This window comes from Mucilaginibacter sp. MD40, assembly GCF_002288635.1.
In the GTDB taxonomy this organism is placed as follows: Bacteria; Bacteroidota; Bacteroidia; order Sphingobacteriales; family Sphingobacteriaceae; genus Mucilaginibacter.
In genome coordinates, this window is sequence record NZ_NRSW01000001.1 from 1582996 (window position 1) to 1609599 (window position 26604).

Consider the following 26604-nt stretch of genomic DNA (forward strand, 5'->3'; position numbering starts at 1 on the left):
GGAAAATAGCTTAAGAGGTAAGTTCTTCATAAGCGGCAGTAAGGCCGCGTTCAATACCATCGCCTTGCCAGTCGGTTATGCCCGGTATGGCGGTTGAGGCCAGTATCTGTTCTTTTGTTTTGCCTGCCTTAATGCTGCTGTCAACATAGGCTACCAGGCGCTCCATAAAGTTTTGCATGGCTTTAAGGTCGGCCATGGTGCCAACTACCTTTTCTGGGTCAAAGGCATGGCCAAAAACAAATATGGTATCCTTATCAAATTTCTTTTGCGCGGCCTCAAGCGCCAGCGGCCAGTGCTTGCATGATGCGCCCGCGCTGCGGTCAACATAAGGGTAACGGCGGTTAAATACCTGGTCGCCGCAGTGAACAATGTTGGCGTTTTCAAAATGGATAAAGCTATCACCGTTGGTGTGCCCGGCGCCAAAGTAATGGGCGGTAATGTGCTCGTCGCCAACTTTTATCTTCCAGTTATCGGTATAAGTAGTGTCAGGGTATAGCTGTTTGTCATCATTGCCCTGTTTAAGGGCCGCGGCTTTCTGGTTAGTTAACGAGTTTGCATGTGCCGCTACTTTATTTACCAAACCTTTGAATGAGATGTTTCCACTGGTATGGTCGCCGTGGTGATGGGTGTTTATAAGCCATTGAAACGGCTGTGCCGATTTCTTTTTAAGTTCGGCAATCAGGTGGTTGGCCTGTTCTGGGAACTCGGCATCAACACAAACAATGCCCTCTTTGTTCACCATCCAGATGATGGTGCCGCCCTGTTCCGTAAAAATGCCCACGTTGTTGCGCAAGGGAGTAAGCTTATAAGCAGGAGGAGCAAGTATAGCTCCAAGGCCTTTGCTGCCAATTAATGATAATGAGCCTGCGGTAATAGCGGTATTCAATAAAAATTTTCGCCGTTGCATATTGATAATAAATCAGTTAAAGGTAAATGGAAATTTATTTGGTTAATTGGTTTTTGCATTAAGATTGGATTAGAATTGCTGCCATAAACCTTGTTGAAGGTCTGGCGCTTATTCTTAACCCTGGCATTAAACCGTGCAGGGGCGGCAACGGGTGTATAAATTTAACAGATAAATACGGGCTATGCAACAGGCCTTTGTGAATAGTTAAAACCATGAGTGGTGTTATGCGCCCGTCTTTAATAATTATTAACTTTACCGCCCAATGCAGCAACCGCAACCCGATAGCAAAACCCGTTGGCTATACCTGTTTATAGGTTTGGCCGTACTGCTTAATTTTACAGGGCTGTTTATCCCAATATTAGCACCCGATGGTACGCTTTACGCCGTTATTGCCAAAACCATGGCACAGCGTAATGATTTTGTAAACATCATTGTTGACGGTACTGATTGGCTGGATAAGCCACACTTTCCATTTTGGGTAGCTGCGTTATCGTTAAAGCTGTTCGGCATCAGTACCTGGGCCTATAAATTACCCGGTATATTATTTATGCTGGCCGGCGCCTGTTATACTTATCTGTTTGCCCGCAGGCTTTACACTAAGGAAATTGCTTTGTGGAGTGTGCTGGTACTGCTTACGGCCCAGCATATTATACTATCTGATAACGATGTACGTGCCGAGCCTTATTTAACCGCGCTTATTATCGCGTCCGTATATCATTTTTACCGTGCTTACACGGTAAATAATTTTTGGCAGTTACTATTGGGCGCGCTGTTTGCGGGCTGCGCGGTAATGACCAAAGGGATGTTTGCCCTGGTACCTATCGGCGGGGCCATTGCAGGCCACCTGGCCATTACCCGGCAGTGGAAACAGTTATTCCACTGGCGCTGGCTGCTCGCCGTAGTGCTTACCATGTTGTTTATCCTCCCGGAGATCTATTGCCTGTACGTGCAGTTTGATATCCACCCGGAAAAGGTGGTGTTTGGGCATAAGGGAGTGTCGGGTATTCGGTTTTTCTTTTGGGATAGCCAGTTTGGAAGGTTCTTTAATACCGGACCTATCAAAGGCAAAGGCGACCCGTTGTTTTTTATCCATACCACGTTATGGGCGTTTCTGCCCTGGTCGCTGCTGTTATTCGCGGCGGTGTGGCAGTTCATCAGAACAGGGATAAAGCAGGCCACACAGCGTGAGTGGTTTTGCATCAGCGGTAGTTTACTTACCTTCCTGTTATTTTCGGCTTCGAAATTTCAGCTGCCGCATTATCTCAATATCGTTTTCCCTTTTTTCGCCATCATTACCGCTCAGTACTTTATTGGCTTGCGTAATGCGGGTTCGGTGGTTACCTGGCGTAACATACAGGCGTGTTTGGTAGTATTGCTTTTGGCAGCTCTTGGCATATTGCATTATTACTTTAGGCCGGATGCTTTTGAGTGGGACGATGCCGTTACGCTTTTGGTTTGGCTTGGGCTGCTCATCTATATTCCCCTTAATTTCGCCGCTGAGGACTACCGTCAAATGGCCTTCCGTACGCTCATTGTATCTTTTGTGGTAAACCTGTACCTTAACCTGGGTTTTTATCCGTCGTTGTTGAAATACCAGGCCGGGAGCGAGGCTGCCATATGGATCAACCAGCATAACCCGCAGCGTTTGCCGCTGGTGCAAAGCTGGGAATACGCCAATTTCCCGATGGAGTTTTACATCAAGCAGCCTCTAACCATCATCAGTGAGGATGGCAGCGGGAAGATACCTCAAACGCCTTTTATGTTTTACGGGCCCTCCAAAGTTGTGGCATCGTTACAAGCACGGGGCTACCATATAGAGAAACTACAGTCGTTTGAGCGGTATTGGATATCGCGCTTAAAGCCGCAGTTCATCAACCGGGCTACGCGCGGCAGTCTACTTATCCCGATGGAAGTGGTTATTGTACGCTAATTACACCTCACCGCTCATCTGCGGGTCTGATATAGATGGCGCACCTGTTTCCACGCGCCCGGCGTAATGCCTTTCAAAATCCGGAAAGCCTTTCACCGTTATCGTAAAATCGTACCAGTGGTGCTGTTTGCCCAGGTCCAGTTTGATGTTTTGCGGCGCGAAGCTTTCCTGCTGTACGGTCAATTGCTTTTTGCTGGTTTTATAGGCATTATCAGTTATCTCCACGGTTACAGGTGTTGTTGTGCCGTTCAATGAAAAGGTTATTACCAGGTTGCCTGTCAGGCTTTTGCCCAAACGTTCGTAAGAGGGACTGATCACAATACCCGGGTCGCCCGCGTGACCTTTAAATTCACGGAAGAAACCATTGGGGCCATAGGTGCGCAGGTGGTAACGCTTGTTCTCAAAATCGGCCAGCGGCCAGTTATCAATAAGGGTATCGCCTGCTTTTGCGGCGTAGGACCAGGTACGCACGGCTTCCATTTTTCCGGGTTCGATAAAGCTCATGTAATTGCCGGGTGCGTATACATTAAAGGGGGCACCGGCAGCTTTTTTACCAAATACTTCGTTTCCGGCCCTTAAGGTCATTTCAAAGGCTGTCTTATCCTGGTTAAGCCCGCCATCGGCGTAAAGCTCATAGGGCAGGGCGCATGATGGTTTTGTACCGGACTCCTGTTTAGGCAGCATTGCCGAATGGCCGCGGCGCGACTTGATAGCCTCTATATCTTCAGTACTCAGTTTTTTAAAGGTGGGCAGGGCCTTGAATTGCGCCTTGTGGATACCCTCCACAAAGGTGTTTTTATCCAGTGATTTAGGCGATGCTATTTTTTCGCCATGGTATGGGCGAAATACCGATGTGAGGTCGCCGCAAACGGTACGGCGCCAGTTGGTAATATTGCTTTCGGTAACCTTTTTGCCGGTTTTGGCGGCCACAAACTGTTCCAGGAACTGCAGGTTAGAAGTATGGTCGAATACCTCGGAGTTCACATAACCGCCACGGCTCCATGGTGAAGCGATGATCATGGGAACACGGTAGCCCAGGCCAATGGCGCTCTCGCGCTGATAGTTGTTCGGGAATCCCTGGCGGTCCTTTTCCTGTTCGAGGGTAACAAATTCGGCCCGTGTATCAATCCCCTCAGATACCTTGCCGGTACCGGGTTTATGAGAGTGCGGGGCTACAAACGGTGGGATGTGGTCAAAGTAGCCATCGTTTTCGTCATAAGTAACAATAAAGATGGTCTTTTTCCATACCTCAGGGTTTTGCGTCAGGATATCCAGTACTTCAGATACATACCAGGCACCATACCAGGGAGCACCGGGGTGATCCGAAAAATTCTCGGGCGCGGTGATCCATGATACCATTGGCAATTGCCCGCTCTTTACATCCGTACGGAAACTATGCAGCATATCGCCCTTCGGTACCTGCATTTGGCGCCTTGTACCATTGTCATCATAAGTAAGCGTGGTTAAACGGTGGTAATCCGCGTCGCCACGGTTGGTGTTAAAAGCTTTAAGGTGCAGGTTCTGTTCGCGTTTGCTCAGCTTTTCAAAAGCGCCCGGTTCTAAAATGGCTTTGTTATCTTCAATGTCCTTTAGTTCGGCTTTCAGCTGTTTTAGTTGCTTGTTCAAACTTTTTATTGAAGCATCGCCCGCAGGCAGCGCAGCTATTTTTTTATTCAATGCCTCAATTTCGGCAGGCAACACGGCTATGCGCTTTTTTACATATGCTATGTGCTCTTTGTGCAGGCGTACATGGTATTGTTTAAAAAACTCCAGGTTATTATCTGTAAAGTTGCTCAGCCAGGCATCTTCCTCGCCCTCGAAACCCACACCTACCGATAGCTCGTTCTGGTAACATTTCCAGGATATGCCCGCGTCTTCCAGTCGCTCGGGAAAGGTGGTCCAGTCGGAGTGCTCAAAATCTGAGTCCTCGTTCCATACATTAGCGCGTGAGTTTTCGTTTTGTTCCTTACGGATGGTGCCCGTCCACAGGTAGTTACGGTTGGGGGTAGTGCCGGTTAACGATGAGCAAAAATGCTGGTCGCAAATCGTAAAAGCATCAGCCAGAGCGTAGTTAAACGGAAGGTCCTGCCGGGTATGATAGCCCAGGGTAAGCGGCATATCCTTATACTCCGGGTTGCCCGATTCCTTCTCGATGAGCCATTGATCAAACTTGCCATCGTTACGGGCATTCACCTGGTTGCTCCAGCTATGGGGCAGAGAGTTCATCCATGTGGCTTTGGTATCTTTTATATCCAGGTGAAAGGGCGCGTATGTTTCGCCTTTCTCGTTGCTTTGCAGCCAAACCGGGTTTTTATTAGGCAGGTCTATCACGTGCGGGTCGTTAAAGCCGCGCACACCGCGCAGGGTGCCAAAGCAATGGTCAAATGAGCGGTTCTCCTGCATCAGTATCACCACATGCTCCGCATCTTTCCAGGTGCTGCCCGGAGCGGGGTTAATGGCCAGTGCCTTTTGTATAGATGAAGGTAAAATATTGCTTAAACCTGCTGTTCCGGCAAGCAAAGCCGCTTTTTTTATAAAATCTCTGCGCGTATCTGACATGGCTGCTAAGATAAAAAATCATGTTTTAAACACCGGTTAAGCTATGATGACGCTTTTGTATCATTTTTATGATAAACTTAGGTAGTAAAGGTTAAGTTGCTCGCCGGTAGGGGTAGTTATTTCACGCAAAAAATTAAAACCGCAGCGGTTGAGCAAATTTTGTGATCGGGTATTATCCGCGCTGGTAGTAGCGTATAGTCCGCTAAAAGTGTGGTTAGTTTTTACGTTATCCAATACAGCCAGGCAGCTTTCATAAGCCAGGCCCTTGCCTTCATAGTCGGGCAGTATGGCGAAGCCCAGGTCGGGCGCGTCAAGGTAGCTGCGCTGGTACAGTCCGCAAATGCCAATGGGTTGTCCGTTTGCTTTTAGGGTAATGCACCAGGGACCAAAGCCCAGCTCATTGAAAGAGGCTATGGTTTTTTCGATGTAGCCTTCGGCATCGGCCAGGGTTTTTATATTCCTTTCGCCAATGTATTGTTTCCATGATGGCGTGTTAAGCAGTTGGAAAATAAAAGGCGCGTCGCCCAAATCAAGGCGGCGCAGTACCAGGCTGGCAGTAGTGATCATGCTACTAAATTACATAAAATAGCAGCGCTCATTTGTTTTTAAAGCAAACATTTGCTTACTTGTGAACACCAATTATTCCCTATAAATCACCTGATTGCCCATGAAACGTTACTGCCTTCTGCTTGACCTGAAAAACGACGCACAATTGATAGCCGAATACGAAGCCTACCATGAGGCTATTTGGCCAGAGATACATGAAAGCATCACCTCAGAAGGTATTACTAACATGGAAATATACCGGCACGGCACCCGCCTGGTAATGCTGATGGAAACCGACGATAGCTTTAGCTTTGATAAAAAAGGAGCTGCCGATGCCGCGAACCCGAAAGTACAGGAATGGGAAGCCCTGATGTGGAAATACCAGCAGGCTTTACCCGGTGCGCCCGAGGGGGCTAAATGGATGTTGGCAGATAAAATATTTCAACTTTAGGCTATGAGAAAACTCTTACTGACCACCTTTGCAGCCCTATTTGCCTTAACAACCTTTGGGCAGGGCAGCTATACCCCGGCAAAAGAAAACCTGGCGCAGCGGCAAAAGTTCCAGGATATGAAGTTTGGGATGTTTATTCACTGGGGCATTTACAGCATCCTGGGCGATGGCGAGTGGGTAATGCATAACCGCAAGATATCCTATAATAACTATAAGCGCCTGGCCGATTTTTTTAACCCACAGGAGTTTAACGCTAAAGAATGGGTGCAGCTGGCCAAAAAGGCCGGTATGAAGTATATCACTATCACGTCGCGCCACCACGACGGGTTTAGTATGTTTGATACCAAGTTTTCCAATTACAATATAGTGGATGCTACGCCTTACCACAAGGACCCTTTGATGGAGTTGGCCAAAGAATGCCAGAAAGAGGGAATAGAACTGCATTTTTATTATTCGCTGCTGGATTGGGGCAGGGCCGACTATGCCTTTGGCAGCCCCGTTGTGAACGGCAGGCCGGTAAAGGGCGATTGGGAAGGCTACATTAAATTCATGCAAGACCAGCTAACCGAACTAATTACCAGATACCCGGGTGTAAAAGGCATTTGGTTTGATGGAGGCTGGGACCGCAAGGATGCCAACTGGCATTACGATGAAATATACGGGCTCATACACCGGCTTACCCCTGCCATTATGGTAGGTAATAACCACCACCTGGCACCCAAGGAAGGCGAAGACTTCCAGATGTTTGAGAAAGACCTGCCCGGGCAAAACCACACCGGCTTTAGCGGCGAAGCTACCATTGGGCAGCTACCATTGGAAACCTGCGAAACTATTAATAACAGCTGGGGCTTTAACATCAATGATAATGATTACAAGTCAACCAGGCAGATCGTTAGGTACCTGGTAGGGGCGGCGGGCCGTAATGCCAATTTCCTGCTGAACATTGGCCCTATGCCTAATGGTAAGATACAGCCCGAATTTACCGATACACTGGCCAAAGTGGGCCAATGGGTAAAAGCCAACAGCGAAAGTATTTACGATACAAGGGGCAGCTACATACCACCACAGCCCTGGGGTGTGGTTACCGCCAAGGCCAAAACCCTATACGCGCACGTAATGGATGCACCGACCGAAGCTTACGTGTTTATCCCCGGTGTAAAAGAAAAAGTAACCAAAGCTGCCCTTTTAAGCAATGGCGCTTCGCTTAAGTTTAAACAGCAGGCAGAAGGGGTTTTTATATACACCAGCGGCGTAAAGTGGGATGATGCGGACACGGTGATAAAACTTTGGGTACAGTAAATTTTCGCGTGCAAATATTTAACCATGAAATACCTTGTCGTCATACTAATTTTAGCAAGTTACACCAAAGCGTTTTCTCAAAGTCCGAACGCGGAGGACAGCCTTATTTTTGACCACCGCTTCACAAAGTGTGAGCGAAGGTGGGTGGCGTTGGAGAAGAAGCAATCGCCCAATAATTTTTTATATGGGTTTATTTATATTGACAGGGACGCGGGTTTCACCTTTGACCTTAAAGGCTCGTTTAAAATTGAGAATGGCAGGTATATTAATGATACTTCAGCTTTTAAAGGTCAATCGCTTAAGTATCGTATTGAGCCAAACTGGCGTAATGTAGCGCTTATTCCGCAAAGGCATTTTAAAGATCTTAACTTACCTGCCCAGCCTGCATGGATAAGTAATTACTATAGTTTTAAAGATAGTGCCGCTTACTATGGCCGTATCGGCTGGATCTACAATGATCTTAATGAACCAGATACCGCGCTGCACTATCTTAAAATAGCGCATGCTATTGATCCCGACCAAAAAGGGATAAGTTATGAGATGGCTTATGCCTACAATGTGATAGGTGATTACCCTGACGCGGCGGAAATAATGGAGTCAGCATTGGTTAAGGACCCTGGTAATTTAATGTATTATAAAGAACTTGGGTATGCTTACATGAAACAAAAGGATTACGAAAGGGCTACCGAGGCATATTTAAAAGGCTTTAATTTATTCACTGAAGAAGTTTCTGAGATAAAAGGCGAGTTTGCTTTTAACATAGCCAGTATTTACCATGCCCAGGGCAAAGAGCACGTATACAAGATATGGATGATGAAAGCCAAAAAGTTTACGCCCCCAACATCATCTTTCTATCATCAGATTACAGATGCCGGTTTTTAAATCCAACTCTTTGCCCTGCTCTCCTACAACATATGCTTAATTGTTCACCTTAACAGGGATAGGCGTAATGTAATAAAATGCGTTCCGGTCAACGTCGGTTATTTTAACGTCCATTGGTGCTGCCACTTTATTAATGTTCACGTTAATGCTGCCATCCGGGTTAACCGGCAGTGTAACATATTTCTTTGAATCGGCTATGGCGGGAGTAATGGTAGCTTTAAACAGGTTGGCGGTAAGTACCACCGCGATAATAGTGAGGACAATTTTGGTGTAAAGGTCGGTTTTCATGATGTTAATGATTTATGCTTAAACATAGTTAAACATCATGAAAACAAAAAATCCCCTGCCGGTGAAGCAGAGGATTTGGAGCGAAAGACGAGATTCGAACTCGCGACCCCGACCTTGGCAAGGTCGTGCTCTACCAACTGAGCTACTTTCGCGTTGGGGTGGCAAAAGTATAATTTTAGATTTAATAGCAAAAAATTATTTTTAATTTTTTTGGACAACTATTCGTCATATCGAATTTGTTTCGGCACCCGATATACTGAGTAGGTGCTGAGAATTGATGTTGGTCCGCTCAATTGCCGCGGAGGGCTGTTACTTTTTGCTTGATCAAAAAGTAACCAAAAAATCAAGTCAGCAAAGAGGCTTCTTACCCACAAGGCCTTTGCCCTGCAATCAGGCAGAACCACGGGCTGCAATAGATTGTCGCTACTTCGTTCGCACAAGCCTTCGCTTCGGGCAAGTATTGCTATGCCCCTGCCAATTCGCACGCCCCACCATTGTTCTGCCCACTTTCGCCCGAAGCTTTTTTGCTGACGGGGAGAAAGCAGGAAAACAAAATTTTATTAATTCTTAAATTCTGGAAATTCAGGTTCAGACAAATTACACCTAAACCCGATTGCAGCGGATACCGGCCCTGTGCCTAATGCTTGTGCCGTATGAGCGTAAAGCGGGGCTGGCGGATAATAGGAGCAGTACCGTTGCTTTACCTGACAATCTCTGAACTGTTGCCTGCAATTACCATTGCGATGATAACGGACAGCGCAAACCATAAGTAAAAAGTGCCGTCGCCATTTTTTGAACTTCCCCTGATAACGGAAACCAGCAGAAAGATAAAGCCGACAAAATAAGTCATTGCGTTTGTTATAGCTGAGGCTTCGCCTCCGTTCACTATACCGCCCCTTTCAGGGTGTAATTTCATTTGCTCGTTCAGATAAAACGAATTTTTAATAGAGCTATAACATATAAATAGAAAGAACAGATAACATGTTACCGGAATAGGATGTTGTTTAATACTTTTCCAAACGTGTTTCATTTGAGAGTTTATGATTAATACAACAAGAAATTAAATGTAACCCTGCTCGTTCTTTATTAGCTTTTAATACATCCTCCGCTCTCGCTCTCGTATCCCACTCCACCTCAATCAAAAACTTTTTTACCCAAGCCCTTGAAAATCAAAAAATAGTACCTACCTTTGCAGTCCTTAAAATAAGGATAAAACTGTAAAAACAAAAAGCAAAGAATGCCTACTATTCAGCAATTAGTTAGAAAAGGTAGAGTAGCTCTGGAAGACAAGAGTAAGTCTCCAGCGTTGGACAGCTGTCCACAGCGAAGAGGAGTGTGCACACGTGTGTATACCACTACCCCTAAAAAACCAAACTCAGCAATGCGTAAAGTTGCACGTGTGCGCCTTACAAATGGTAAAGAAGTTAACGCCTACATCCCTGGTGAAGGCCACAACTTACAGGAACACTCAATTGTTTTAATCCGTGGTGGTCGTGTTAAAGACTTACCGGGTGTACGTTACCACATCATTCGTGGTGCTTTAGATACATCAGGTGTTGCCGGCCGTAACCAGCGTCGTTCTAAATACGGAACTAAACGCCCTAAACCAGGACAGCCAGCAGCTGCTCCAGCAAAAGGTAAAAAGAAATAATAAGGAGGATAGAAAGCAATGAGAAAGTCAAAACCAAAAAAGAGAATTATCCTTCCTGACCCAAGGTTCAACGATACTTTGGTTACAAGGTTTGTGAATAACATGATGTACGATGGTAAAAAATCTACCGCGTACGCTATATTTTATAATGCAGTTGACATTGTTGAGAAAAAAACCAGCGAAAGCGGTTTAGATACCTGGAAAAAGGCGCTTAACAACGTTATGCCGGCTGTAGAGGTTAAAAGCCGCCGTGTAGGTGGTGCTAACTTCCAGGTGCCTACAGAGGTTCGTCCGGAGCGTAAAATTGCTTTGGGTATGAAATGGTTAATTAGCTATGCACGTAAACGTGGCGAAAAAACCATGATGGAGAAACTGGCAGGCGAGATCATCTCTGCTGCAAAAGGCGAAGGTGCTGCTGTTAAGAAGAAAGAAGATACGCACAAAATGGCTGAGGCTAACAAGGCGTTCTCACACTTCCGTTTCTAAGATTAGATTACACCGATTTAATACTACGATTACACCGATTAGTTAAGATTGCACTTTTATCGGTGTAATTGTTTAGTTGAGTCTGTGAAATCAAAACAAAATTAAAATGTCAAGAGATCTAAAATACACAAGAAATATCGGTATTGCCGCTCACATTGATGCCGGTAAAACCACTACTACAGAGCGTATATTGTACTACGCCGGTGTTAGCCATAAAATTGGCGAGGTACATGAAGGTGCAGCTACAATGGACTGGATGGCGCAGGAGCAGGAGCGTGGTATTACCATTACCTCTGCAGCTACCACTGTAAACTGGAAATACCGTAACCAAAACTATCACATGAACATCATTGATACACCGGGCCACGTGGATTTCACCGTAGAGGTGAACCGCTCGCTGCGTGTATTAGATGGTTTGGTGTTCTTATTCAGCGCGGTTGATGGTGTTGAGCCACAGTCAGAAACTAACTGGCGTTTGGCTAACAACTATAACGTACCACGTATTGGTTTCGTTAACAAAATGGACCGTAGCGGTGCCGATTTCCTTAATGTGGTAAAACAGGTTAAAGAAATGCTGGGCAGCGTTGCTATCCCGTTGCAGTTGCCAATTGGTGCCGAAGACCAGTTCAAAGGCGTGGTTGATCTGATCAACTTCCGCGGTATTGTTTGGAACGAGCACGATAAAGGTATGACCTTTACCGAAGTGCCAATCCCTGATGATATGCTGGATGAAGCAACTGAGTGGAGAGAGAAATTATTAGAAGCGGTAGCTGAGTTTGATGATTCATTAATGGAGAAATTCTTTGATGATCCAACCACTATCACTGAGCGCGAAGTATTAGACGCTTTACGTCAGGCTACATTAGCAGGTAAGATCGTTCCGATGACCTGCGGTTCATCTTTCAAAAACAAAGGTGTACAAACCATGCTTGACTACGTAATGGAATTGATGCCTTCACCTTTGGATTCTAAAGGTGTTGTTGGTACCAACCCTGATAACGGCGAAGAAATATTGGTTAAACCGGATGTTAAAGAGCCATTTGCCGCTTTAGCATTTAAAATTGCTACCGACCCATTTGTAGGTCGCCTTTGCTTTATCCGCGTTTACTCTGGTAACCTGGAAGCTGGTTCATACGTGTACAATATGCGTTCTGAGTCAAAAGAGCGTATCTCCCGTATCTTCCAAATGCACGCTAACAAGCAAAACCCTATCCCTAACGTAGGTGCAGGTGATATTGCTGCGGTAGTAGGCTTTAAAGATATCAAAACCGGTGATACCCTTTGCGATGAGAAAAACAAACTGGTTCTTGAATCAATGGTATTCCCTGAGCCGGTTATCGGTTTAGCGATTGAGCCTAAAACTCAGGCCGACGTTGATAAATTGGGTATGGCTTTAGGTAAACTGGCCGAAGAGGACCCTACCTTCCGTGTACAAACTGACGAAGATACCGGCCAAACCGTAATTAGCGGTATGGGTGAGCTTCACTTAGATATCCTGATGGACCGTCTTAAACGCGAGTTTAAGGTAGAGGTTAACCAGGGTGCTCCGCAGGTTGCTTACAAAGAGGCTATCACAGGTACCGTACAACACCGCGAAACATACAAGAAACAAACTGGTGGTCGTGGTAAGTTCGCTGATATCCAGGTAATTATTTCACCTGCTGATGATGAGAAAGAAGGCTTACAATTTGTTAACGAAATTGTGGGTGGTGCTATCCCTCGCGAGTTTATCCCATCTGTTGAAAAAGGCTTTAAAGCCGCTATGGACAATGGTGTACTGGCAGGCTTCCCGCTTACCAGCTTAAAAGTTCGTTTAATTGATGGTTCATTCCACGCGGTCGATTCAGATGCGCTTTCATTCGAGATCGCTGCACGTTCTGCTTACCGCGAAGCATTGCCAAAATGTAAACCGGTATTGCTGGAGCCGATCATGAAGATCGAGATCCTTACCCCTGAAGAAAACATGGGTGATGTAATCGGTGACATGAACCGTCGTCGTGGCCAGCTGCAAGGTATGGACACCCGTAACGGCTCACAGGTAATTAAAGCAATGGTACCACTTTCTGAGATGTTTGGTTATGTAACCCAGTTACGTACTATCACTTCAGGTCGTGCAACTTCAACCATGGAGTTTGACCATTACGAACCAGCACCACGTAACGTACAGGATGAAGTTGTAGCTAAATCAAAAGGCCGCAAACAAGTTGCTATAGACTAATTGAATTAGTGATGAGTTGATTGGTGATCAGAGATGAATTGCCAATCAACTTTCAAAAACAATAACCCGGGAGGTCATAATAAATAGCTCTTATCACCGCCCATAATTAAAACAAAAATGAGCCAAAGAATCAGGATCAAATTAAAATCGTACGATTACAACTTGGTTGATAAATCAGCTGAGAAGATCGTTAAAACAGTAAAGCCAACAGGCGCTGTAGTTAGCGGACCACTTCCGTTACCAACCGAAAAGAAAATCTTTACTGTATTGCGTTCACCACACGTAAACAAAAAAGCACGTGAGCAATTCCAATTGTGTTCTTACAAACGTTTATTGGATATCTACAGCTCTAACTCAAAAACTGTAGATGCTTTAATGAAGCTTGAATTGCCAAGCGGTGTTGAAGTTGAGATCAAAGTGTGATAGTACCGGAAGATCCGAAAAGAGAATCAAGATTTTAGAATCAAGATAGAAGAGCCACCCAATTTGGGTGGCTCTTTGTTTTGGTAATACTTTTAAGTAAATTTGATTATGAGCACTTATATCATAACCCCAACTGCTGAACAGGAAAAGTTGATAGCCGATTTTTTAGAAGAACAGCATATTTCATTCATTAAGGACGAAGATATGGGGCAGTTACCAAAGCATGTTTTAGATGGAATAGCACAAAGCCAGGCAGAAATAGCTGCGGGAAATTTCATTACACATGAGGAGTTTAAAAAGAAAATAGGTGTAAAATAAATGGCCTATACTTTACGATACGCTCCTACAGCATTAGAAACATTTGATCAAGTATCAAGACAGTTAAGCGAAAGATGGGGAGATGTAGTTGTAGAGAAGTTTAAGCTTAGAACGGTAAAGGTTATTGAAGCAATAAAAGAATCGCCGTTTATTTACCAATCTATAGCGTCAAACTTAAATGTGCGGAAGGCATTTATTCACAGAAACTGCTCATTATTCTATGAGGTTGGAGAAACTACAATAGAAATATTATTCTTTTGGGACAATCGGCAAGAACCAATATTATAAAAGCCATCAGTTAATACTGATGGCTTTTATTTTTATCCGGGTAGAGTTAACTACTTCGATCCTGTACCAAATAGCTCTGCAAGCTTTTCACCTAAATGTTCTTCCATTAAATTTTTCGCTATTATTTTCCCGTCAGGGCCTATCAGCACGTTAGAAGGTATATTACGTACGCTATATTGCAGAGCCGCCAGGTTGTCTCCTCCCTTAAGGTCGGATACTTGTGTCCAAGGCAAATGGTCATCGGCTATGGCTTTAACCCATGCGTCTGGGTGTTTATCTAAAGAAACGCCAAGTACTGTAAAATTTTTATCTTTATACTTATTGTAGGCATTAAGTACATTAGGGTTTTCTTCGCGGCACGGCCCGCACCAGCTTGCCCAAAAATCAATTAATACGTACTTGCCTTTAAAGTCAGACAGTTTAATAGGTTTCCCTTGTGGCGTATTCTGAGTAAAGTCTGAGGCTACATCACCAATTTTATTTATTAAAGTAGCTGCCATAATTAATTTTATTTTTCTGGCTGTTTCACTATTTTTAAGTTGTGGCGAAAGCTTATCTAAGGCGGATGCCACCCTTTTATTTAATAATGGTATACCAGCGGCCTGCCTTAATGCCACTAAACTAATGTAAGAATTGGGATGATGTTCAGCCAGTAGTATACCTGTTGCCTTTATTTCATTTTCATATTGTGTTTCTTTCGCAATTATTTTCGGTATAGTTTTTTCATCGTTCCGCTGAGCCTCACTTAAATTATTAAATTCAGCGTCTAAGACTTTTATTTTATCTTCAATTGGCTTTTGCATTGCTTTCCATTCTAAGATAATTGCATTAATAGGCGAGCCATTGATAATTGCACTTTTAAGCGAGTCGTTACTTGTAAAGCTTAGTTTCCCAGATTCGACATAGAAATCTATTGCGTCTATCTTTTCTCCGGGCTGAGGTTTGTTTGCCAGAGGGTTGATATTACGGTAAAGGTAAGCCAGTACAGGGTGTTGAATTGTACCGGAAAAGCCAAATTTGCCATTATTTACAGTTGAAGAATCAGAGGTGAATTCCCCGGCATTATTTACGTGTATGAGATAAACTTTGTCGGCATTTTTCAGGCCTTTAACATATCCTGTAATGGTAAACTTTTGCTGGGCCATTAACGAGGCAGGTAAAAGGCCTAAGGTTAAAAGGATAAGTTTTTTTGTCATTTAGGTTGGTTGTTTTGTGATGAGATAAATATAAGAATGTTTTTAACAGAAAAGGCTTGCCATTATTTAGCAAGCCTTTTCTGTTTTTATTAAAATATACGCGTAGCATAGATTAACTTATATGCTCGGGCGAACTGTTGGGGTCCATCCAAACAATCTCCCAGTGGTGGCCGTCGAGGTCCTCAAAGCTGTGCTGGTACATAAACCCATAATCAGAAGCGGGGTTAGGTATGGTAGCGCCCGCAGCTTCAGCTTTAGCAACCATTTCGTTAACAGCTTCCCGGCTCTCTGCTGATAATGCTATGGAACATTCTACCGCTTTGTGCGCGTCAATTATTTCCTTGTTGGTAAAAGTTTGAAAAAAGGGCCTTGTTAAAAGCATTACAAAGATATTGTCGCTAATGATCATGCAGGTTGCCTTTTCGTCGGTAAACTTGGGGTTAAAGCTGTAGCCCAGCTTAGTAAAGAATTCTATGGAACGGTTAAGATCATTAACCGCGAGATTTAAAAAGATTTGAGTAGACATTTTCTGAGGTTTTTATTTACCTCAAAGTTAGTGTTGCGCCCTATCACCGCTTATGTACAATCACGACAACTTAACAGGCATAATGCGACTTGCAGGTTTATATCTTGCCGAAATGCGGATGTTCGCTCAAAAAACTGAGCCATACACCTTCCAGTTCATCTACCAATTGCGGCCGTATAGATATGCCGGATGCCTGGGGTGTCCAGGTCTGCACGGCAAGATCGCCCGTTTTGAGGATGTCTAAAGAAAGTATGGGTTCTTTATCTGGATTAAGTAAGGCATCAAACTCAATGTTAATGCGATGGTGTGTGCGGCCTCTGCGTGAAGCCAGAAAGGGTTCTGATGATACATATCCCGAAGCGAAGATGCCTTTAGGTTCAATACCTACGCGTACTACATAGGCGCGGTCACCGGGTTTAATGGACTTATGGCTGACAACACTCCAGTTATCCTCCACCTTTTCGCCAGCGATTAGGCGGGCGATGTCCGTATCAAGATCGGCCCACTCAAACTTATGAGGGTTCCAGCCGAAGAGGTAGGAACCACCTAACCCCCTGAAGGGGGAATTATCGATTGGAGTTAATTTTTTATCTATCATGATCCTGCTCCCCCTTCAGGGGGCTGGGGGGTTACCCCTTACCGGTCAACTCATCCAGTTTATTACGCTCTGTTTGCAACTCACGGGCGAGTTTTTTTTCTTTTTCGTTGGCTTTGGCTTTGTAGTTTTTGTATTCTTCTTCGAGCTCGTTATACAATTTAATGCGATATTTTGCTTCGCGGCTGTGGGCGCCCGAGCGGGCAATAACTACGGCGGCAATAACTCCAAAACCTATTACCAGGCCCCACATAATTAAATTATAGGTGCCTTTATTAATGGGTATGCCCAGCAGGCTCACTTCGTTCACCTTTGCCTGCGAAGCCGCCAGCGACTGATCTTTATTGTTGGATGATTTTTTAAGCGTATCAATAGTTTTAGCCTGGGCGGTTACCGTTTCCTGTGCATCCTTTAATTGTTTACGGGTAGCCTTTAGGGTATCGTTATAGTTTTTTACCAGGGCGCCTACAAGCGGCTGCTGGTAGTTATATATTTTGGTTAGCAGATAGGCATACTGTCCATGCAAACTTTTGTCTACTGGTTTTTGTGGTTGCGGTGTTGTAGCTGCCGGAGGGGTTGCAACCGGTGTTTGCGCGGCAGGTGCCGGCCTTTTATAAGGATTTGGCTTTGCAACAGCATTGGCCTTTTTGGTGGTGTCCTGTGCATGCGCGGCAGTGCCAAGGTTAAACATCAGGGTCAATAACAGTAATATACGCAAGTTAGAAAGCTTCATCTTTAAGGATTTGATTTGAGGATATGATCTATTATGTTCAAACGTAAAAATTTAATTTAAAGTTTCTGTTATCTGCTACCAATAAAATGCCTTTAAATAGCAGATGGTGTACAATTTAAGGTAACATAGCCGCAAAGCGCTATATTAGCCCTTTCAAATTTATGCTATGCAGATAGGAATGATAGGTTTGGGCGATATGGGTAAGCTGTACGCCAAAGCTTTTGCCGCAGCCGGTTATAAGGTGGTGGGTTGCGATATGCCCGCCAATCGCCAGAAACTGGAAGATGAACTTAACCCTTTGGGAATAACCCTGATGGATAACGGCAAGGATGTAGCACGCATAAGCGATCTTATCATCTACTCTGTTGAGGCCGACAAACTGGAGCAGGTAGTTGCCGAATATGGCCCTGCCACTAAATACAATGCTATTGTAGCCGGCCAGACCTCTGTTAAACACCCGGAAATAGCTGTTTTTGAGAAACACCTGCCCGCAGATGCCCGTATCGTTACCTTTCATGCTATGCACGGTGCCGGATTTGAACCCAAAGGGCAGAAATTGATCCTGATACCTCACCGTACCGATAAAACCGGCTATGAAGATATGCTTATCCTTTTTAACGCAGTGGGTAGCGATGTGGTGGAGATGAAAGACTACCACGAGCACGACCAGATCGTAGCTGATACGCAGGCCGTAACGCACGTAGGTTTTGAGAGTATGGGTACGGCATGGAAGTCGGCCGGGTTTTTCCCGTGGGAGAACGCCTCTTATGTGGGTGGGATAGATAATGTAAAAATTCTGACTACCCTGCGTATATTCAGTTATAAGGCCCACGTTTACGCGGGTTTAGCCCTGCTTAACCCTTATGCTAAACAACAAGTAAGGCAGTACGCCATGTCGGAGTCCGAGTTGTTTAAGCTCATGATAAAAGAGGAGGCCACGGAATTCAGGCAGCGCCTTTACAAGGCCCGCGATTTTGTTTTCCATGAGAGCCGTAAGCCTATTATGCTGAATGATGCCGTGATGCGCGAGTTTTCATTAGCGGATAAAGAACACAAGCAAAAGCCAAACTCACACTTAAGTATATTAAGTATGGTTGATGCCTGGTACCATTTGGGTGTTAACCCTTATGATAACCTCATTTGCCAGACACCACCTTTCCGTTTACGTTTAGGTATAGCGGAATATTTGTTTAAGAACGAAGAACTGCTGGAAGAGTCGATAGAAACGGCCCTGTATGATAAAACCATCCGGGGCGACGATCTGGAATTTCATTCTGCGGTGCGGGAGTGGAGTTCTATTATTGGTTACGGCGATATGGAAGGCTACAAAAAGCACTTTAACGAAGTTCAGTCTTTCTTTACCGGCAGGCTGGAGGAGGGTAACCGCCAAAGCGCGGAACTGATTAAGCGGCTGATGCAGGCTTAATATTCGGTTAGCGAGAGTAAAGATAGGAGAGCTTATTCGGCATCCTCAAGTGTTCCCCACTCGCTTCGCAGATCGTTTATCTTATTGGTAGTGCTGTATATCTGTTGCCGGTATTTGGTTTTGTTGTCTTCTTTAAATTCAAGATAAAGTAATCTGTATACCTGCTGTTCAAGATCGATGATCTTTGATTTGATCAGGGCTATTTTATGCTGCTTCTCCGGCAGCCTGAGCTTGCCTATATTTTTGCCTACCCGGCCCAGTGTATCTACCTTTAGCATACTTTTAGTGCTGAGCAGTTGTAAACGCTGCTGGCGATTCAGGCTGTCTGTATAGTAAAAATCCTGGTTCAGTTCGTTGGTGAGCCGTTGGGTTTGCGCGCCAAGTTCGCTTAGTTCTTTAAGCTGGTACACAGGTGCTGCCATAATGCAAAGCGCGGTTGCCAAAATGGTAAAAGCTTTGGCCGAGATGGTTGCTGTTACGGTCTTTTGGTATTTTAAGCCGAGGTAAGCCAGCCAGCCAAAGGCATAGCCGGACAAGAGCCCTCCAAAGTGAGCGGCATGGTCAACCTGCCTGCCAATAGGGATAATGCTGTACGCCACAAAAATAGCCGTACTGATGAGTAAGGCTCTTTTAGCAATAGCTTCATAAAAATCTGTGCTCAGGAGGGCAAGCAATATCCCAAACAAGCCAAATATAGCGCCTGAGGCACCTGCCATTACACCGCTATGGTTCCATACAACCGATGTAACGCTGGCACAAATACCCGTTAGCAGGTATAAGATTAAATAGTTCCACTTACCCAGTTTGCTCTCCAGCAATGAGCCTATGTAGATAAGCACCAGCATATTACCGGCAATATGCAGCAGCGAGAAATGTAAAAAAGTACCCGTTATTAAACGCCATACCTGGCCGCTAAGTACCTGTGTGCGGTTGTTAAAACCCAGTGAAAGATAAATATCTTCCATGTTTAAGGTTTGCAGCGCATCGGCATGGCCGTTTTGTTTGGATAGCATGGCAATGGCTACCACACGGCCAATCATAATGGCCCATGTTATAAAAAATATGGCAATGTTTAACAGTACCAGTACAGGCGTTACCGTGTAGCCGGGTGCCGGTTTAAATACCGACAAAAAGCCTTTAAGCTTTTCTTTGTAACCTAAAGGCGGGTTATCCAGCCTGATAAACTGATTATCGGGTATGCTGTCGATCAGCTCCTGTGTGCTCGTTTGCAGGTTGTCCTTTAAATGGAATTCCACGTAGCTGATTTCATTATACAGCAGTTCCAGGTTTTTTGCGTTCTTATCGTAGTCGGTAAAAAAGAATTGATAACCCACGCACTCGCTCTTTATTAGCGCGTTGTTACCTACTATCCTAACTGATATTTCTTCGGCGTATGATTGCCATGAAAGTTTAGTGTAGCCGATAATACCATCACGATCAAAATATCCCACACGCCAGTTAAGGTTATTAAAAGCGTGATAAAGCAGGGTCAAATAATGGTCGGGGTTGTAATCGTTAAGTGGAATAACAGCGGTTTTACGCGGAGAAATGCCCCATGCCATAGTTTGAAGTTTAGGTATTTTTAGTTATGATATTAAATAAGTGGTATAAAGCAATCAAGTAAATATAATGATCCGTTCGCCGCTACCGTATATTGATCAGGTAAATTTCCTTTTTGTCGGGCATCACAAACCTTGCGTCGTCACCAGTATTGTAAAAAGGTTCTGCCAGGGCTATATCTGCCGACTTAAATGATTTGCCGAGAAGCTGCTCAGCATCGTTAAGGCTGTAGAGTGTACCTTTGATGTTGAATACAAAGCCATAATCGGACTGTGCCAGTTCCTTAAACTTAACATTTTCTTTCGGGGTCAAAAAACTAATCGGAATTTGGTATTGTACACGCACCGGTTTGCCGTCTTGCATGCCCGGTGACCAGGTGTCTAACGACTCTATCACTTTTACCGCTTCAGATTCGCATCCTGCCCCAATACAGTTAACAGGCGTCACCTCCCTTACCACACCCTGTTTATCAATAACAAAACTGATAATAATACGGCCATTAATACCAATGAGTTTGGCGACCTCGGGGTATTTTAAATTCTGAGTGATATGCCTGCCAATGGCTTCTACACCGCCAGGGTAGGCGGGTACTTTTTCAATGGCCTTAAAAATGATAACTTTCTTGTTTTGCGTGCTGTCCTGGGCCTGGCTAAACATAACAGAAAGCGCGAGAAATAGCGCTAAGGATAAGATCGGTTTCATGGTGCTAAAAATAAAAAAAATTCCTCCGTTAACAGCAATTCGCTTTTACTTGGTACAGGGCTTTTGGGAGGTGGGGCCGCGAGTGTAGTTTAGCACTGAACATCAATCAAATAAATATGAAAAAATAATTCACTAACTATTTGAGAGTTAATACAAAATTTCTATCTTTGCCGTCCCTTAACAGGGGCAAATATGCCTTGAACGAAGCCCTACTGCTTCGATGGGCACAAATAAAATAAATAAAATGTCAGGAATTATTGGTAAAAAAGTAGGAATGACCAGCATTTTCGACGAAACGGGCAAGAATATTCCTTGTACTGTAATCGAAGCTGGCCCTTGCGTAGTAACCCAGGTAAAATCTGTAGAAACAGACGGTTACGCCGCTGTACAATTAGCGTACGGCGAGAAAAAAGAGAAGAACACTTCTGCTCCCCTTAAAGGCCATTTTGAAAAAGCCGGCACTACTCCAAAACGTAAACTTGTTGAATTTAAAACATTCGAAGACGAGAAAGCTCTTGGTGACACTGTCACCGTTGAGATCTTTTCAGCAGGTGATTTTGTTGATGTAGTTGGTACTTCAAAAGGTAAAGGTTTTCAGGGTGTTGTAAAACGCCACGGTTTTGGTGGTGTAGGTATGCAAACACACGGTCAGCACAACCGTTTACGCGCTCCGGGTTCACTGGGTGCGTCATCATGGCCATCACGCGTATTTAAAGGTATGCGCATGGCAGGCCAAACAGGTAACGCTCGTGTTAAAGTACAAAACTTACAAGTAGTTAAAGTTTTTGCTGAGCAAAACCTAATAGTAGTTAAAGGTTCCGTACCTGGAGCTAAAGGTTCATTCGTAATAGTGGATAAGTAAGATGGAAGTTAACGTATTAAACGTATCAGGTAAAGAAACAGGTGCCAAGGTGCAGCTTCCTGAGTCCGTATTCGGTGTTGAGCCAAACGATCATGCGATTTACTTAGATGTAAAGCAGTTCTTAGCAAACCAGCGCCAGGGTACGCACAAAGCAAAACAACGTAATGAAATTGCCGGTTCAACCCGCAAATTACATAAACAAAAAGGTACAGGTGGTGCACGTGCAGGTAGCATCAAATCACCTCTGTTTAACGGTGGTGGCCGTGTATTTGGCCCGCAACCGCGCGACTATAGCTTTAAATTGAACAAAAAATTAAAAGCTTTAGCACGTAAATCAGCTTTAACTTACAAAGCACAGGATAGCAATATTGTGGTTTTGGAAGATTTTAATTTTGACTCTGTTAAAACTAAAAACTATGTTAAGCTAGTAGAGGACCTTAACCTTACCAATGAGAAAACTTTATTGGTATTACCTGCCGCAAATAACAATGTGTATTTATCAAGCAGAAACCTGAAAAGAGCAAAGGTTGTTACTGCCGACCAGTTAAACACTTATGACGTGTTAAACGCAGGCAAACTTTTGTTAACAACCGGTTCTGTAAAAACTTTGGAGGAAGCATTCGCTAAGTAATTATGGAAATTTTAAAGAAACCACTACTTACTGAAAAGGTAACTCAATTAACTGAGAAGCTTAACCGTTATGCATTCAAAGTTGATCACAGAGCTAACAAAATTCAGATCAAAAGCGCAATTGAGGCTATGTACGGTGTTAACATCACAGCTGTAAACACTATGAAATATGTAGGTAAACTCAAAACCCGCAACACAAAAGCAGGTGCAGTACAAGGCCGCTCTGCTACTTACAAAAAAGCCATCATTACACTGAAGGATGGTGAAACAATTGATTTTTACAGCAATATATAATAAGACATGGCAGTAAAGAGATTTAGACCGGTTACACCGGGTACCCGCTTCAGGATCGATGTATCTAACTCAGATATTACAACAAACGTTCCTGAAAAGTCTTTAGTTGTTGCTAACAATAAAAGATCAGGCGGCCGTAACCATAGCGGTAAAATGACTATGCGCTACCTTGGTGGTGGCCATAAACAAGCATACAGGTTAATTGATTTCAAACGTAACAAGTTTGATATTCCTGCAAAAGTTGCAACAATTGAGTACGATCCAAACCGTTCAGCACGTATAGCACTGCTACACTACGCTGATGGTGAAAAACGCTACATGATTGCACCAGAAGGTTTAACAGTTGGTATGACTGTAGTATCTGGCGAAGGTGTTGCTCCGGAGGTTGGTAATACCATGCCTTTGAAAAACATTCCACTGGGTTCTATCATCCACAACATTGAGCTTAACCCTGGTCAGGGTGGTACTATCGCACGTAGTGCAGGTACTTACGCGCAATTATCAGCACGTGATGGCAAATACGCTATCATCAAATTGCCTTCAGGCGAAACACGTATGATCTTGTCAACTTGTTTGGCAACTATCGGTACCGTGTCAAACGGCGAAAAGGCTAACGCGGTGTTAGGTAAAGCCGGCCGTAAACGTTGGTTAGGCCGTCGCCCTCGCGTTCGTGGTGTTGCTATGAACCCGGTAGATCACCCTATGGGTGGTGGTGAAGGCCGTGCATCTGGTGGTCACCCACGTTCACGCAAAGGTTTATTAGCTAAAGGCTACAAAACCCGCGACAAGAAAAAAGGATCAGATCGTTACATCATTGAAAGAAGGAAGAAATAACAATGGCACGTTCAATTAAAAAAGGACCTTACATTGATCATAACCTGGACAAAAAAGTCCTGGTATTAAATGAATCAAATAAAAAATCGGTTGTAAAAACATGGTCACGTCGTAGCATGATTTCTCCTGATTTCGTTGGTCATACATTCGCAGTACACAACGGTAACAAGTTTATCCCTGTGTATGTAACAGAAAACATGGTGGGTCACAAGCTGGGAGAGTTTGCCCCAACCCGTACATTCCGTGGTCACGCAGAAAAGAAAAAATAACACGCAATGGAAGCAACAACAAAAATTAAAAAGTCTGTACTGATCAGGCAACAAAAAGAAGCTGCAAAAGCTCAAACAGGTGGCGCTTCTGTTGCAAAGTTACAGGACTGCCCAACCTCGCCACGTAAAATGCGCCTGGTTGTTGACCTGGTTCGTGGTGTAGAAGTTAACAAAGCTTTAAGCATCTTAAAATTTACTAACAAGGAAGCTGCAATACGCGTAGAGAAGCTTTTGTTATCAGCTATCAAAAACTGGGAAGCTAAAAACGAAGGTGTACGTTTAGAAGATACTACTCTTTATGTAAAAGAGGTATCAGTAGGCGGTGGCCGTCAGTTAAAAAGACTGCGCCCTGCACCACAAGGTAGAGGTTTCCGTATCCGCAAACGCTCTAACCACGTAACGCTTGTAGTGGATAGTAAAAACGATAACAACTAATTTAAGATGGGACAAAAAGCACATCCAATAGGTAACAGGTTAGGCATTATCCGTGGTTGGGATTCTAATTGGTTCGGTGGAAATAACTACTCCGATAAATTAGTTGAAGACGAAAAAATCCGCAAATACTTATCAGCCCGTATCAATAAAGGCGGCGTTTCTAAAGTAGTTATTGAACGTACTTTAAAACGCATCACTGTAACTATCCACACTGCCCGTCCGGGTATCGTGATCGGTAAAGGTGGCCAGGAGGTTGATAAGATCAAAGAAGAGTTAAAGAAATTAACAAAAAAAGATGTTCAGATCAACATCTTCGAGATCAAACGTCCTGAGCTTGACGCTCAGTTAGTTGCCGAAGGTATTGCTAAACAACTTGAAGCACGTATCTCTTTCCGTCGTGCCATGAAAACTACAATAGCTTCAACCATGAGAATGGGTGCTGAAGGTATTAAAGTAATGACATCAGGCCGCTTAGGTGGTGCTGAGATGGCCCGTACCGAACAATATAAAGAAGGAAGGATTCCGTTACATACCTTCCGCGCTGATATTGATTACGCTTTGGCAGAAGCATTAACTACTTATGGTAAAATAGGTGTTAAAGTATGGATCTGCAAAGGCGAGGTATACGGAAAACGCGACTTGTCTCCGAACATCGGCAGCACAAGCAACCCAAGTGGTAAAGGTGGACGCCCTGAAGGCGCAGCAGGCTTTGGTGGCCGCGACAATGCTCGTGGTGGCGAAAGAGGCGGCGAACGCAGAGGTGACCGCAAACCAGGCGGCGACCGCAGAGGCGGTGGCCAGGGTGGTAACCGTGGTGGACAAGGCGGAAATCGCCCGGGTGGTCCAAGGAGATAATTTCATTAACAGAAGTAGAATGCATATCCGTGAGGATATAAAAGCTTAACAAAATGCTACAGCCAAAAAGAACTAAGTTCAGAAAGATGCAAAAAGGCAGAATGAAAGGTTTAGCCACCCGTGGCGCCGATCTTTCATTCGGATCTTTCGGTATAAAATCACTCGAAGCGGCATGGATCACCAGCCGCCAGATCGAGGCTGCACGTATTGCTGTTACACGTTACATGAAACGTGAAGGCCAGGTTTGGATCAGGATCTTCCCTGACAAGCCTGTAACCAAAAAACCAGCAGAGGTACGTATGGGTAAAGGTAAGGGTGCCCCTGAATATTGGGTTGCCGTTGTACGCCCGGGCCGCATGATTTTTGAAGCCGAAGGTGTGCCTTTGGAAGTTGCTAAAGAGGCATTACGCCTTGCAGCACAAAAATTACCGGTGCAAACCAGATTTGTAACACGTAGAGATTACGTAGAAGCGTAAACAGTAGGTTGAAAAGTTGTAAATGTTAAAGGTTGTAAAGAGTTGATTGCAGCCATTAGGTAACACTAAAACATTTGAACTTTTAAACATTACAACAACTAATTAAAGAAAAATGAAGAACTCAGAAATTATAGAGCTTTCAACCGAAGAGTTAGCAGCGAAACTGGGCGAAGAGAAACAAACTCTTACCAAGCTTAAATTCGCTCATGCGGTTTCAGCTATCGAGAACCCTTCACGTATTACTAAAGTACGTAAAGACATAGCTCGTTTAACTACTGAATTAACAAAACGCAAAGCGGCGGCAGCCACTGCTAAAAATTAATTTTAAGCGTCGGAAAAAATGGAAAGAAATTTAAGAAAAACACGTACCGGCCTGGTAGTTAGCAATAAGATGGAGAAATCTATCGTGGTTGCTGTAGAGCGTAAGGTGAAACACCCTATCTACGGTAAATTCGTGAAGAAAACTACCAAATTTATGGCTCATGACGAAGCAAATACCTGTGGTATAGGCGATACCGTATTGATTATGGAAACCCGCCCGCTGAGCAAAAACAAAAACTGGAGGTTAGTTCAAATTATAGAGAGGGCTAAATAACATGGTACAACAGGAATCAAGATTAAATGTAGCTGATAACAGCGGTGCTAAAGAAGTTTTAGTGATCCGCGTATTAGGTGGTACCGGTAAAAGATATGCCTCTATTGGTGATAAGATAGTGGTTACCGTAAAAAGCGCTTTACCATCAGGTAACGTTAAAAAAGGTACAGTATCTAAAGCCGTAGTAGTAAGAACAAAGAAAGAGATCCGCAGGAAAGATGGTTCTTACATCCGCTTTGACGATAACGCAGCAGTTTTGTTAAACAACCAGGATGAGCCAAGAGGTACACGTATTTTTGGCCCAGTTGCAAGAGAACTGCGTGAGAAACAGTTTATGAAAATTGTATCATTAGCACCGGAGGTATTGTAA

At 44.2% G+C, this 26604-nt stretch carries 33 protein-coding genes and 1 tRNA gene; 22 read left to right on the top strand and 12 right to left on the bottom strand.

Features of this window, described 5'->3' with window-relative positions; genetic code table 11:
- Positions 1-10: 10 nt before the first annotated feature.
- Positions 11-907, bottom strand: coding sequence for an MBL fold metallo-hydrolase (locus CKK33_RS07060; protein ID WP_095703437.1), 897 nt, complete (start codon positions 905-907; stop codon positions 11-13).
- Positions 908-1169: 262 nt separating this feature from the next.
- On the opposite strand from CKK33_RS07060, the gene CKK33_RS07065 reads away from it, so the two are divergent.
- Positions 1170-2837 carry a glycosyltransferase family 39 protein gene (locus CKK33_RS07065; protein WP_095703438.1) on the top strand — a complete coding sequence of 556 codons (1668 nt, stop codon included), beginning with the start codon at positions 1170-1172 and terminating at the stop codon, positions 2835-2837.
- Here CKK33_RS07065 and CKK33_RS07070 read toward each other — a convergent pair whose 3' ends face one another.
- Positions 2838-5396 (bottom strand): phosphocholine-specific phospholipase C, encoded by a 2559-nt coding sequence (locus CKK33_RS07070; protein ID WP_095703439.1) that lies wholly within the window; start codon positions 5394-5396, stop codon positions 2838-2840.
- Positions 5397-5462: 66 nt separating this feature from the next.
- A complete protein-coding gene (locus tag CKK33_RS07075) occupies positions 5463-5963 on the bottom strand; it encodes a GNAT family N-acetyltransferase (protein WP_095703440.1) in 501 nt (166 codons plus the stop codon).
- 100 nt (positions 5964-6063) lie between these two features.
- Here CKK33_RS07075 and CKK33_RS07080 point away from each other — a divergent pair, with 100 nt between their 5' ends.
- The 3 genes from CKK33_RS07080 to CKK33_RS07090 are packed head-to-tail and all read left to right on the top strand — an operon-like array spanning position 6064 to position 8574.
- Positions 6064-6393 carry an L-rhamnose mutarotase gene (locus CKK33_RS07080; RefSeq protein ID WP_095703441.1) on the top strand — a complete coding sequence of 110 codons (330 nt, stop codon included), beginning with the start codon at positions 6064-6066 and terminating at the stop codon, positions 6391-6393.
- Positions 6394-6396: 3 nt separating this feature from the next.
- Positions 6397-7692 (top strand): alpha-L-fucosidase, encoded by a 1296-nt coding sequence (locus CKK33_RS07085; protein ID WP_095703442.1) that lies wholly within the window; start codon positions 6397-6399, stop codon positions 7690-7692.
- 24 nt (positions 7693-7716) lie between these two features.
- Positions 7717-8574 (top strand): tetratricopeptide repeat protein, encoded by an 858-nt coding sequence (locus tag CKK33_RS07090; protein ID WP_095703443.1) that lies wholly within the window; start codon positions 7717-7719, stop codon positions 8572-8574.
- 36 nt (positions 8575-8610) lie between these two features.
- Here the strand turns inward: CKK33_RS07090 and CKK33_RS07095 are convergent, their stop codons facing one another.
- The 3 genes from CKK33_RS07095 to CKK33_RS07105 form a co-directional block, all read right to left on the bottom strand.
- The gene (locus tag CKK33_RS07095; protein ID WP_095703444.1) at positions 8611-8862 is read right to left on the bottom strand and encodes a hypothetical protein; all 252 of its coding nucleotides are present in this window, start codon (positions 8860-8862) and stop codon (positions 8611-8613) included.
- A 76-nt stretch (positions 8863-8938) separates the two neighbouring features.
- Positions 8939-9014 (bottom strand) — tRNA-Gly (locus tag CKK33_RS07100).
- 548 nt (positions 9015-9562) lie between these two features.
- Positions 9563-9892, bottom strand: coding sequence for a hypothetical protein (locus CKK33_RS07105; protein ID WP_143822923.1), 330 nt, complete (start codon positions 9890-9892; stop codon positions 9563-9565).
- Positions 9893-10099: 207 nt separating this feature from the next.
- Here CKK33_RS07105 and rpsL point away from each other — a divergent pair, with 207 nt between their 5' ends.
- From rpsL to CKK33_RS07135, 6 genes are all read left to right on the top strand, one after another.
- The gene (rpsL, locus tag CKK33_RS07110; RefSeq protein ID WP_095703446.1) at positions 10100-10513 is read left to right on the top strand and encodes a 30S ribosomal protein S12; all 414 of its coding nucleotides are present in this window, start codon (positions 10100-10102) and stop codon (positions 10511-10513) included.
- 18 nt (positions 10514-10531) lie between these two features.
- A complete protein-coding gene (rpsG, locus tag CKK33_RS07115) occupies positions 10532-10999 on the top strand; it encodes a 30S ribosomal protein S7 (protein WP_095703447.1) in 468 nt (155 codons plus the stop codon).
- A 106-nt stretch (positions 11000-11105) separates the two neighbouring features.
- Entirely contained in the window at positions 11106-13217 is a 2112-nt protein-coding gene (gene fusA, locus CKK33_RS07120) for an elongation factor G (protein WP_095703448.1), read from the top strand.
- Between the two features lie 117 nt (positions 13218-13334).
- A complete protein-coding gene (rpsJ, locus tag CKK33_RS07125; protein WP_022830652.1) occupies positions 13335-13640 on the top strand; it encodes a 30S ribosomal protein S10 in 306 nt (101 codons plus the stop codon).
- A gap of 108 nt (positions 13641-13748) precedes the next feature.
- Entirely contained in the window at positions 13749-13958 is a 210-nt protein-coding gene (locus tag CKK33_RS07130; RefSeq protein ID WP_095703449.1) for a hypothetical protein, read from the top strand.
- Positions 13959-14246, top strand: a complete 288-nt coding sequence (locus CKK33_RS07135; RefSeq protein ID WP_095703450.1) for a type II toxin-antitoxin system RelE/ParE family toxin — start codon at positions 13959-13961, stop codon at positions 14244-14246.
- Between the two features lie 50 nt (positions 14247-14296).
- On the opposite strand, the gene CKK33_RS07140 is transcribed toward CKK33_RS07135, so the two are convergent.
- The 4 genes from CKK33_RS07140 to CKK33_RS07155 all read right to left on the bottom strand — a co-directional run bounded on the left by CKK33_RS07140 (position 14297) and on the right by CKK33_RS07155 (position 17296).
- Positions 14297-15442 carry a TlpA disulfide reductase family protein gene (locus tag CKK33_RS07140; RefSeq protein ID WP_095703451.1) on the bottom strand — a complete coding sequence of 382 codons (1146 nt, stop codon included), beginning with the start codon at positions 15440-15442 and terminating at the stop codon, positions 14297-14299.
- A 112-nt stretch (positions 15443-15554) separates the two neighbouring features.
- Complete coding sequence (locus CKK33_RS07145; RefSeq protein WP_095703452.1) at positions 15555-15968, bottom strand: VOC family protein; 414 nt, start codon at positions 15966-15968, stop codon at positions 15555-15557.
- 97 nt (positions 15969-16065) lie between these two features.
- A complete protein-coding gene (locus CKK33_RS07150) occupies positions 16066-16566 on the bottom strand; it encodes a hypothetical protein (RefSeq protein ID WP_095703453.1) in 501 nt (166 codons plus the stop codon).
- Between the two features lie 31 nt (positions 16567-16597).
- Positions 16598-17296 (bottom strand): hypothetical protein, encoded by a 699-nt coding sequence (locus CKK33_RS07155; RefSeq protein ID WP_095703454.1) that lies wholly within the window; start codon positions 17294-17296, stop codon positions 16598-16600.
- 166 nt (positions 17297-17462) lie between these two features.
- On the opposite strand from CKK33_RS07155, the gene CKK33_RS07160 reads away from it, so the two are divergent.
- Positions 17463-18722 (top strand): prephenate dehydrogenase, encoded by a 1260-nt coding sequence (locus CKK33_RS07160; protein WP_095703455.1) that lies wholly within the window; start codon positions 17463-17465, stop codon positions 18720-18722.
- Between the two features lie 32 nt (positions 18723-18754).
- On the opposite strand, the gene CKK33_RS07165 is transcribed toward CKK33_RS07160, so the two are convergent.
- A complete protein-coding gene (locus CKK33_RS07165) occupies positions 18755-20284 on the bottom strand; it encodes a rhomboid family intramembrane serine protease (RefSeq protein WP_095703456.1) in 1530 nt (509 codons plus the stop codon).
- Between the two features lie 82 nt (positions 20285-20366).
- Positions 20367-20984, bottom strand: a complete 618-nt coding sequence (locus CKK33_RS07170; RefSeq protein WP_095703457.1) for an energy transducer TonB — start codon at positions 20982-20984, stop codon at positions 20367-20369.
- A 244-nt stretch (positions 20985-21228) separates the two neighbouring features.
- Here CKK33_RS07170 and rplC point away from each other — a divergent pair, with 244 nt between their 5' ends.
- The 11 genes from rplC to rplN all read left to right on the top strand — a co-directional run bounded on the left by rplC (position 21229) and on the right by rplN (position 26604).
- Positions 21229-21846 (top strand): 50S ribosomal protein L3, encoded by a 618-nt coding sequence (rplC, locus tag CKK33_RS07175; RefSeq protein WP_095705776.1) that lies wholly within the window; start codon positions 21229-21231, stop codon positions 21844-21846.
- Between the two features lies 1 nt (position 21847).
- The gene (rplD, locus tag CKK33_RS07180) at positions 21848-22477 is read left to right on the top strand and encodes a 50S ribosomal protein L4 (RefSeq protein ID WP_095703458.1); all 630 of its coding nucleotides are present in this window, start codon (positions 21848-21850) and stop codon (positions 22475-22477) included.
- Positions 22478-22479: 2 nt separating this feature from the next.
- Entirely contained in the window at positions 22480-22770 is a 291-nt protein-coding gene (gene rplW, locus CKK33_RS07185) for a 50S ribosomal protein L23 (RefSeq protein ID WP_095703459.1), read from the top strand.
- 6 nt (positions 22771-22776) lie between these two features.
- On the top strand, positions 22777-23604 hold the full coding sequence (gene rplB / locus CKK33_RS07190; protein WP_095703460.1) for a 50S ribosomal protein L2: 828 nt from the start codon (positions 22777-22779) through the stop codon (positions 23602-23604).
- Between the two features lie 2 nt (positions 23605-23606).
- Positions 23607-23873, top strand: a complete 267-nt coding sequence (gene rpsS, locus CKK33_RS07195; protein WP_095703461.1) for a 30S ribosomal protein S19 — start codon at positions 23607-23609, stop codon at positions 23871-23873.
- A 6-nt stretch (positions 23874-23879) separates the two neighbouring features.
- Entirely contained in the window at positions 23880-24308 is a 429-nt protein-coding gene (gene rplV / locus CKK33_RS07200; protein WP_095703462.1) for a 50S ribosomal protein L22, read from the top strand.
- Between the two features lie 6 nt (positions 24309-24314).
- Positions 24315-25163: a 30S ribosomal protein S3 gene (gene rpsC / locus CKK33_RS07205; protein WP_095703463.1), complete on the top strand. Its 849-nt coding sequence runs from the start codon at positions 24315-24317 to the stop codon at positions 25161-25163.
- 53 nt (positions 25164-25216) lie between these two features.
- A complete protein-coding gene (gene rplP / locus CKK33_RS07210; protein WP_095703464.1) occupies positions 25217-25639 on the top strand; it encodes a 50S ribosomal protein L16 in 423 nt (140 codons plus the stop codon).
- Positions 25640-25751: 112 nt separating this feature from the next.
- Complete coding sequence (rpmC, locus tag CKK33_RS07215) at positions 25752-25961, top strand: 50S ribosomal protein L29 (protein WP_095703465.1); 210 nt, start codon at positions 25752-25754, stop codon at positions 25959-25961.
- Positions 25962-25979: 18 nt separating this feature from the next.
- Positions 25980-26234, top strand: coding sequence for a 30S ribosomal protein S17 (gene rpsQ / locus CKK33_RS07220; RefSeq protein WP_095703466.1), 255 nt, complete (start codon positions 25980-25982; stop codon positions 26232-26234).
- Between the two features lies 1 nt (position 26235).
- A complete protein-coding gene (gene rplN / locus CKK33_RS07225; RefSeq protein WP_073405786.1) occupies positions 26236-26604 on the top strand; it encodes a 50S ribosomal protein L14 in 369 nt (122 codons plus the stop codon).